At 71.8% G+C, this 7,461-nt stretch carries 7 protein-coding genes; 2 read left to right on the top strand and 5 right to left on the bottom strand.

Annotation, left to right across the window (positions count from 1 at the left end):
- Positions 1–76: 76 nt before the first annotated feature.
- Positions 77–457, bottom strand: a complete 381-nt coding sequence (locus Aut01nite_RS20750; RefSeq protein WP_043525497.1) for a hypothetical protein — start codon at positions 455–457, stop codon at positions 77–79.
- 289 nt (positions 458–746) lie between these two features.
- Here Aut01nite_RS20750 and Aut01nite_RS20755 point away from each other — a divergent pair, with 289 nt between their 5' ends.
- A complete protein-coding gene (locus tag Aut01nite_RS20755; protein WP_043525364.1) occupies positions 747–1,088 on the top strand; it encodes an STAS domain-containing protein in 342 nt (113 codons plus the stop codon).
- Positions 1,089–1,106: 18 nt separating this feature from the next.
- On the opposite strand, the gene surE is transcribed toward Aut01nite_RS20755, so the two are convergent.
- The 3 genes from surE to Aut01nite_RS20770 all read right to left on the bottom strand — a co-directional run bounded on the left by surE (position 1,107) and on the right by Aut01nite_RS20770 (position 3,947).
- Positions 1,107–1,943 (bottom strand): 5'/3'-nucleotidase SurE, encoded by an 837-nt coding sequence (gene surE, locus Aut01nite_RS20760; protein ID WP_063958777.1) that lies wholly within the window; start codon positions 1,941–1,943, stop codon positions 1,107–1,109.
- Between the two features lie 26 nt (positions 1,944–1,969).
- Positions 1,970–2,914, bottom strand: a complete 945-nt coding sequence (locus Aut01nite_RS20765; RefSeq protein WP_236642710.1) for a PfkB family carbohydrate kinase — start codon at positions 2,912–2,914, stop codon at positions 1,970–1,972.
- Between the two features lie 115 nt (positions 2,915–3,029).
- Complete coding sequence (locus tag Aut01nite_RS20770; protein ID WP_043525500.1) at positions 3,030–3,947, bottom strand: cation diffusion facilitator family transporter; 918 nt, start codon at positions 3,945–3,947, stop codon at positions 3,030–3,032.
- A 132-nt stretch (positions 3,948–4,079) separates the two neighbouring features.
- Between Aut01nite_RS20770 and Aut01nite_RS20775 the strand changes: the two genes are divergently transcribed.
- Positions 4,080–5,006, top strand: coding sequence for an SMP-30/gluconolactonase/LRE family protein (locus Aut01nite_RS20775; protein WP_052163757.1), 927 nt, complete (start codon positions 4,080–4,082; stop codon positions 5,004–5,006).
- 37 nt (positions 5,007–5,043) lie between these two features.
- Here the strand turns inward: Aut01nite_RS20775 and Aut01nite_RS20780 are convergent, their stop codons facing one another.
- The gene (locus Aut01nite_RS20780; protein WP_043525367.1) at positions 5,044–7,167 is read right to left on the bottom strand and encodes a HelD family protein; all 2,124 of its coding nucleotides are present in this window, start codon (positions 7,165–7,167) and stop codon (positions 5,044–5,046) included.
- Positions 7,168–7,461: the final 294 nt, after the last annotated feature.

A 7,461-nucleotide genomic window follows, 5' to 3' on the forward strand; every position in this document is an offset into this window, starting at 1 on the left:
GCGAATGCCGCTCAACTGTACAGATCGTCCGGGCGCAGCGGGAGCCAGCAATCGGTGCCGGGCCGACCCCGGTGGGTCAGTGACCGTCGTACGTGGGGGTGACCACGACCGCCGTCTCGGCCAGTTCGATCTCCTCGTTCTCCGCCTGCCGTTCGAGCGCCGCGCGAGCGCTGCTCGCCGCTGCCCAGCCCGCGGCGACACCGGCCAGGCCGACGACGAGGATCAATCCCCAGGGGCGGCGCGGACGCCGTCCGGCCAGCGCGTCGGCGGCCGCGTTGGCGCGCGAGCGGGCCTCGTGCGTGACGGAGGTCACCCGATCTCCGGCGGTGCCGGCCAGCTTCCGGCTCGTGCGCCCGGCCTTTCCGGCGGCCTTCCCGGCGCTGTCGCCGGCCGTGGCCCAGGCGTGAGAGAGCTGCTCCCATGCCTCCTCGGCGGCCCGGTTCCTGTTCGCGAACATCGTCTGCACCTCCAGCGGTCGTTCCGGGCACAGTGCCCGGAGCGGGCGATCACAAAACGTCCGGTGTGGACGTCATCACGGTTCCAAAACGATTTGACCCCACGCAGTAGTGTTGACCCGGCTCACACGAGCCACTCAGGTGCCTAACAGGTTCGGGGCCTAACCTTTCGGCCAGTTTCACCGAACCTTTCCAGGGTAGTCGCTGCCGCTCAGTCCGAGTCCGGCAGGCTGGCCGCTCTCGTGAGAAGCAACAGCGCCCGGACCTGCCGGGTGGGTGGAGGGAAGAGGCGTGACGCTGTCGATAACGACGTCGACGCTGGCCGACGGAGCGGTGGAGGTCTCACCGCGCGGCGAGATCGATGTCGAGAACGCGTACGAGATCCGTGAGGCCGTGGCGGCGCAGCTGTCGGCCGGCTGCCCCGTCCGGATCGAGCTCAACATGCGACACGTGACCTTCATCGACTCGGTCGGCATCAGCGCCCTGGTGGCGGCCTTCCAGTTGGCCGGGGTGAGCGGTGTCAAACTGGTCGTCACCCGGCCCAGCCGGTTCGCCCACCGTCAGCTCTGGGTCACCGGTCTGCTCGGCCTCTTCGGCAACCCACAGCCGTTCGAGGAGTCCGTCACCGCCTGACCGTCATCCCCTCGTCTTTTAGAACGAGGGGGTCTGCACCCGCACCGCTTCCACGTTGATCCGGACCGCCGTGTCCTCGTGCGGTGCGCGGATCGGTGTGACCACGGCGAAGTTCTCGGCGAGCGCGGCCAGGTCGGTCTCCGGCTCCAGGGTCTCCTCGGCCGCCTGCACGGCGGTCCGGACATATCCGTCACCGGCCTCGGCGATGCTCATCTGCACCTGGCCGAACCGGGCCAGGGACGCCTGGCGCAGCCCCCGGATGCCGTCCACGTGCAGGTCCGGCACGTTCAAGTTGAGGACCGTCCCGGGCGGGGTGTGCATCAACGAGGGCAGCAGCCGGACCGCGAGCTCGGCCCCGCTGATCCAGTGATGCTGCTCGTCGTCGATCTTGTCGAGGGCCGCGATGGCGGCGCCCCCGCTGGCCGCGCTGGCCGCGGCCGGGGTGAGCACGTCGAGCGAGACCGCCAGGCCGTGCAGGCCGGCGTGCGCCGCGGTCAGGCAGGCCCCGACGGTGCCGGAGTGCACCACGGCGGCGCCCGCGTTGGCACCCCGGTTGATGCCGGAGAGCACCACGTCCGGCCCCGGGCCGAACGCGTCGCGCAGCGCGAGCAGGACGATGTAGGCGGGGGAGGCGGCCACGCCGAAGGTCGGGATGCCGCGGCAGCCGGCGAGCTCCCGCGGCTCCGAGACGATCTTGCCGTCCTGGACGACCGCGGTCATCGACGCGCTGGCGCCGCTCGACTCGCTCAGCGGAGCGGCCACCACCACGTCGTACCCGGCGTGCGCCACGGTCCGGGCCAGCCAGCGGATGCCGGGGGATTCGATGCCGTCGTCATTGGTGATGAGGATGCGCATTCGGGGATGATTGCCCGTTGCAGAGGTCATGATGCCTTCTCGATCGGGGTCAACCGCACCCGTTCGGTGAGGACCCGGACCGCGTCGACGTGCCCGGTGCCCAGTCCGTGGCGGGTGACGTTCAGTGCTCCGGCGGCGGCGCCGGTGCGTACCGCCTCGTCCATCGGCCCACCGTTGGCCAGGGTGGCGGCGACCCCGGCGGTCATCGAGTCGCCGGCGCCGCGATGCTCGGCCGGCGTGAGCCGGGGCAGCGCCACCGAGTAGATCTCCTCGTTGAACAGGGCCAGGGCGCCCAGGTCGGCCCGCGACACCAGGACCGACTCGGCCCCGGCCTCGTGCAGTTTGACCAGCGCCCGGGTGAGTGCCAGGTCACTGCCGTCCGCGGCCATCCCGTCGGCGATCAGCTCCTCGTGGCTGATCTTCAGGACCGTGATGCCGGCCTCCAGGACCGCGGACAGGTGGTTGCTGCACAGGTCGGCGATCACCTGGCAGCCGTTGGCGCGCAGGTCGGCGGCGAGCCGGCCGTACACCTCGGGCTTGATCACCGAGGGGTGGGCCGGGCCGCTCAGGATCGCGATGCCGGCGCGCAGCCCCTCGGCGAGCGTCAGGTTGTAGAGCTCGTCGAGCTCGTGCCGGGAGAGCGGGCTGCCCGGCCGCTCGGCGATCTCCTGCCGGCTGCCGCCCCGGCGATCGTGCACGTACCAGCCGCTGCCGTGCTCGCGGTACACCAGGCGCAGCGTCACGCCGGGCAACTCGTCGAGCAGCGGGCTCAGCACCCGCCCCACCTCGCCCCCGGCGGACGTGCAGAGCGTCACCTTCGCGCCCAGCACCGTGATCATCCGGGTCTGCCAGATGCCCTGGCCACCCGGATGAACATGCAGTTCCGGCTCGTCGTGGTGTTGCTCGATGGTCACCGTCAGCTGTGGGGCCGGTGCGAAGACCATGACCCGCCCGTCACTCATGTCTCGCATCTTTACCTTTTTGCGCATCCGGCGTGGCGGTTCGCAAAAAGTACAGATGACAGCTGGTCGTCAGTGCCGTCTCAGCAGGGCCGAGACAGCACTGACAGCCGGCCGAGGGCGACCGTCACCAGCTGATCCCGGTGCAGGCCCGGCTGGCGCCGGCCGGCTCCACCTGCAGGGTGGCGTGGTCGATGTGGAAGTCCTCGTGCAGCCGCTCCCGGGCCACGGTCAGCACCGCGCCGAGCTCGGCCGCCGGGTCCAGCCGCAGGTGCGCGGAGGCCACGTCCATCCCCTCGGTGAGGGTCCAGACGTGCAGGTCGTGCACGTCGCAGACACCCGGCACGGTGGCCAGCCGGTCGCGGACCGCGGCGACGTCGAGGTGCTCCGGCGCGGCCTGGACCAGGATCCGGATCGCGGACCGTCCCAGGGCGAAGGTGCGCGGCAGGATCATCAGGGCGACCAGGACGGCGACGATCGGGTCCGCGTACGCCCACCCGGTGCCCCAGATCACCAGGGCCGCCACGATCACCCCCGCCGACCCGAGCAGATCCCCGAGGACCTCCAGGTACGCACCGCGCACCCCGATGTTCTCCTTCGCCCCGGAACGCAGCAGCGCGAAGGCCACCAGGTTCGCCGCCAGGCCGCCGACGGCGACCAGCAGCATCCACCCGGCCGGGACGTGTGGCGGATCGGTGAACCGGCGCACCGCCTGCACCAGCACGAACCCGGCGACGCACGTCAGCAGGGCGGCGTTGGCGAGGGCGGCGAGCACCTCCAGGCGGTAGAGCCCGTAGGTGCGGCCGGAGTCGGTGCCGGCCTTGTGGGCGGCGGTGATCGCGGCCAGGGTCATCCCGATCGCCAGCACGTCGGTGAACATGTGGCCGGCGTCGGAGAGCAGCGCGAGCGATCCGGTGACCACCGCCGCGACCGCCTCGACCAGCATGAAGGCGGTCAGCAGCCCGGCGGCCCACCAGAGGCGCCGCCGATGCTCCGTGCCGCTGCCGAGCAGGGCGCGAGTCCCGTGATCATGGCCGGCTCCCATGTCGTCCACCTTCCGTCGTCCAGCAGGCCGCCGCCAATGTATGCGCACATTGCTATATGTGCAATCGGTTGTGTGTGCCGTCTCGCGCCCCGAGAATCCTGATGTCTCGTTACGCATCGGAAAGGAAGTTTCGTGCTTCGGCGTACCCTTGCGAACGCTTTCTGCCTCACCGCCCTGGCGGTGACCGTAACCGCCGCGCCCGCCGTCGCGGGCCCGTCCACGGCTCTGCCCCGCACAATCACCCTGCCGAGCGGCTTCCAGCCGGAGGGCATCGCCATCGGCGCGAAGCCGTACGCCTACTTCGGCTCCCGGGCCGACGGCGACATCTACCGTGTGGACCTGCGCACCGGCGCGGGCGCCACCTTCAGCGAGGGACCCGGCACCGCCTCCCTCGGCCTCAAGGTCGACGACGGCCGGCTGTTCGTGGCCGGTGGCGCCGGCGGCGACGCCCGGATCATCGACCTGCGCACCGGCGCCGTGCTGAAGTCCTACCCGCTGCGGCCGCCGGCGGACGGCCCGTTCATCAACGACGTGATCGTCACCCGGGACGCGGCGTGGTTCACCGACTCCCGCAGCCTGACCCTGTTCAAACTGCCGCTCGGCCGGCACGGCAGGCTGCCGGCGGCGGCCGTGGCGGTGCCGCTGACCGGCGACATCGCACTCCAGACCGGCAACAACGCCAACGGCATCACCACCACGCCGGACGGTCGCGGCCTGATCATCGTCCAGTCCAACACCGGCTACCTGTTCCGGGTCTCGCCGTCCGGCGTCACGTCCCGGATCGACATCGGCGACGAGACCGTGGTCAACGGCGACGGCCTGTGGCGGCGCGGCCGGGACCTCTACGTGGTGCAGAACCGGCTCAACGTGATCACGAAGATCGAGCTGAACCGGCGCGGCACCACCGGCGAGGTGATCTCCCGGACCGGGAACCCGGCGTTCGACGTGCCGACCACGATCGCCGAGTACCACAAGCGGTTCTACCTGCCCAATGCCCGCTTCACCACGCCGCCGACGCCGGCGACCACGTACGACGCGGTCGCCGTGCCGATCCCCTGACCCGTCGCTCCCGGGCGCTTCCCGCGCCCGGGAGCGTCTAGGGCAGCCAGCCGGGGACCGTGCCCACCGTGGTCAGTCGCTGCGTCGCGCGGGACAGGGCCACGTACAGGGTGCGGACCCCGGCCGGGTCGATCGCGATCTGCGACGGCTCGACCAGGACCACGGCGTCGTACTCCATGCCCTTGGCCTCCAGCGCGGTGACCACCTGGACCCGCTCCGGCAGCCCGGCCACCCAGCCCGCCACCTCGTCCCGCCGGGGCACCGGCATGATCACGCCGATCGTGCCGTCCACCTCGGCGAGCTGCTTCTCGGTCAGCTCGCGGACGGTCTCCGGCAGGGCCGGGGCGGCGGCCACCACATCGGCGGGCACGACACCGGTGCTGCGCACCGCCGAGGGCAACGGCAGATCGGGCATGATCGTACGGATCACCCGCGCCGCCACCTCGAAGATCTCCGCCGAGTTCCGGTAGTTCGTGGTCAGCGCGTACGCGTTGCGCTTGCGACTGCCCAGCGCCCGGTCCCGGGCCCGGTCCAGCTCGTCGAGGTCACCGGACCAGGCGGTCTGCGCCGGGTCGCCGACGATCGTCCAGGACGCGTACTGCCCCCGCCGGCCGATCATCCGCCACTGCATCGGCGACACGTCCTGCGACTCGTCGACCACCACGTGCGCGAAGTCCCGGTAGTCCTCCTCGCGCTGCCCGTGCTGGACGCGGGCCGCCGCCTGCCGGTCGGCGAACGTGCTGACCTCCTGGACCCCGTCCCGGACGTGGAACGGGTTCTTCGACTTCTTCTGCGGCCGGCGGGGACGGCCCAGCAGCTCGTCCAGCTCGTCCAGGAGGGCCACGTCGGCGATCGTCGGTCCCTCGGTGTCCAGCGCGGCGAACGAGTCCTGCAGCGTGGCGATCTCGTCGCGGGAGAGCAGACCGTTCGCGTACGCCCGGAGCCGTCGCGGATCGGCCAGCCAGCGCAGCACCCGCATCGGGGTGAACCGCGGCCACCACGCCTTCAGGAACTCCCGGAAGTCGGTGCGGTCGGCCAGCTCCGACTCGAACTCCCGCTTCTCCGGCAGCCCGGTCACCTTCGCCTCGCGGGCCTGCGCCCAGAGCGCGTCGAAGACCCGGTCGAAGCCCTGCCCGCGCACCTCGTTGCGCCGGGCGCCGCGCTGCAGCACCTTGCGCCGGATCGCGTCCAGGGCCGGCGCGTCCAGCCGCAGCAGCGCGCCCCGGTAGAGCAGGCGCAGCTCGGTCGGCGCGCCCGGCACCGCGTCGTGCGACGCCCGCTCCAGGACCCGGCGCATCCGCAGCGAGCCCTTGATCGCGGCGACCTCGCCGGAGTCGACCCGGGTCGCGTCCCACCCCGGCACCAGCGAGCCGAGCGAACGCAGCGTCGCCGTCTCCTCGCCGAGCGACGGCAGGACTGTCGCGATGTACTCCACGAAGACGCCGGACGGGCCGATCACCAGGACCCCGCCGCCGGCGAACCGGCTGCGATCCGAATAGAGCAGGTAGGCCGCCCGGTGCAGCGCCACCGCCGTCTTGCCGGTGCCGGGCCCGCCGGTGACGATCGTCACGCCGCCGGCGGGGGAGCGGATCGCGTCGTCCTGCTCCCGCTGGATGGTCGCCACGATGTCGCGCATGCCCCGGCCGGTCGCCTTGGACAGGCTGGCCAGCAGCGCGCCGTCGCCGACCACCCGCATGCCCTCGGGCGCCGCCTCGGGGTCGAGCAGGTCGTCCTCGATGCCGGTGACCTTCTCCCGGCTCGACTGGATCATCCGGCGCCGGACCACGCCCAGCGGATCCGCCGGGGTGGCCCGGTAGAACGCGGCCGCGGCCGGCGCCCGCCAGTCCACCACCAGCGGCTTCGAGGCGTCGTCGCGGATGCCCATCCGGCCGACGTAGTGGGTGGCCCCGGTCCTCAGGTCCAGCCGGCCGAAGACGAGGCCCTCGTACTCCGTGTCGAGGGCGTGCCGGCGGCGGGCCGCGTGGAAGACCATGGCATCCCGCTCCACCAGGGCGCCGAAGGTGCCGACACCGGCCAGCTGATAGCCCTCCTTCTCGGCCCGGGACGCGTCCCGGCGCAGCTCGGCGAGACGTGTGTAGACCCGGTCGACGTGCTCCTGCTCGACCGCGATCTCCTGCTGCAGGACGGTGGTGTCGCTCAAGTCCGTTGTTCTCCTCATCTGGCGCACCACCAAACGCGCAGGACGCTCGCGCGAAGGGGGCAATCGAACTTACTCCTGCCCGCACGCCCGCGTCGAACCAGCCTCGCCGCCGAGCCGCCGTCGGCGGTGCGTTTCCCCGGAAAACGAGCGGTGTGTGGATTTCGGGACCACCGTCACGCCCGGAATCCACACACCGGTTCCGCTACGCGGCTCGCTGGTCGGCGCACGTCCCGGCGGCCTGCCGGCGCGCCCGTTTCCGGTCCCGTTTCTGCTCCCGCGGCTCCCGTTTCTGCT

Origin of the sequence: Actinoplanes utahensis (assembly GCF_016862455.1) — a bacterium.
Lineage (GTDB): Bacteria > Actinomycetota > Actinomycetes > Mycobacteriales > Micromonosporaceae > Actinoplanes > Actinoplanes utahensis.

Bases quoted from the DNA above. Each gene is read 5' to 3' on its own strand.
- Aut01nite_RS20750 (WP_043525497.1), bottom strand. From the start codon at position 457: ATGTTCGCGAACAGGAACCGGGCCGCCGAGGAGGCATGGGAGCAGCTC.
- surE (WP_063958777.1), bottom strand. From the start codon at position 1,943: ATGCGCATCCTCATCACCAATGACGACGGCATCGAATCCCCCGGCATC.
- Aut01nite_RS20765 (WP_236642710.1), bottom strand. From the start codon at position 2,914: ATGCGAGACATGAGTGACGGGCGGGTCATGGTCTTCGCACCGGCCCCA.
- Aut01nite_RS20770 (WP_043525500.1), bottom strand. From the start codon at position 3,947: ATGGGAGCCGGCCATGATCACGGGACTCGCGCCCTGCTCGGCAGCGGC.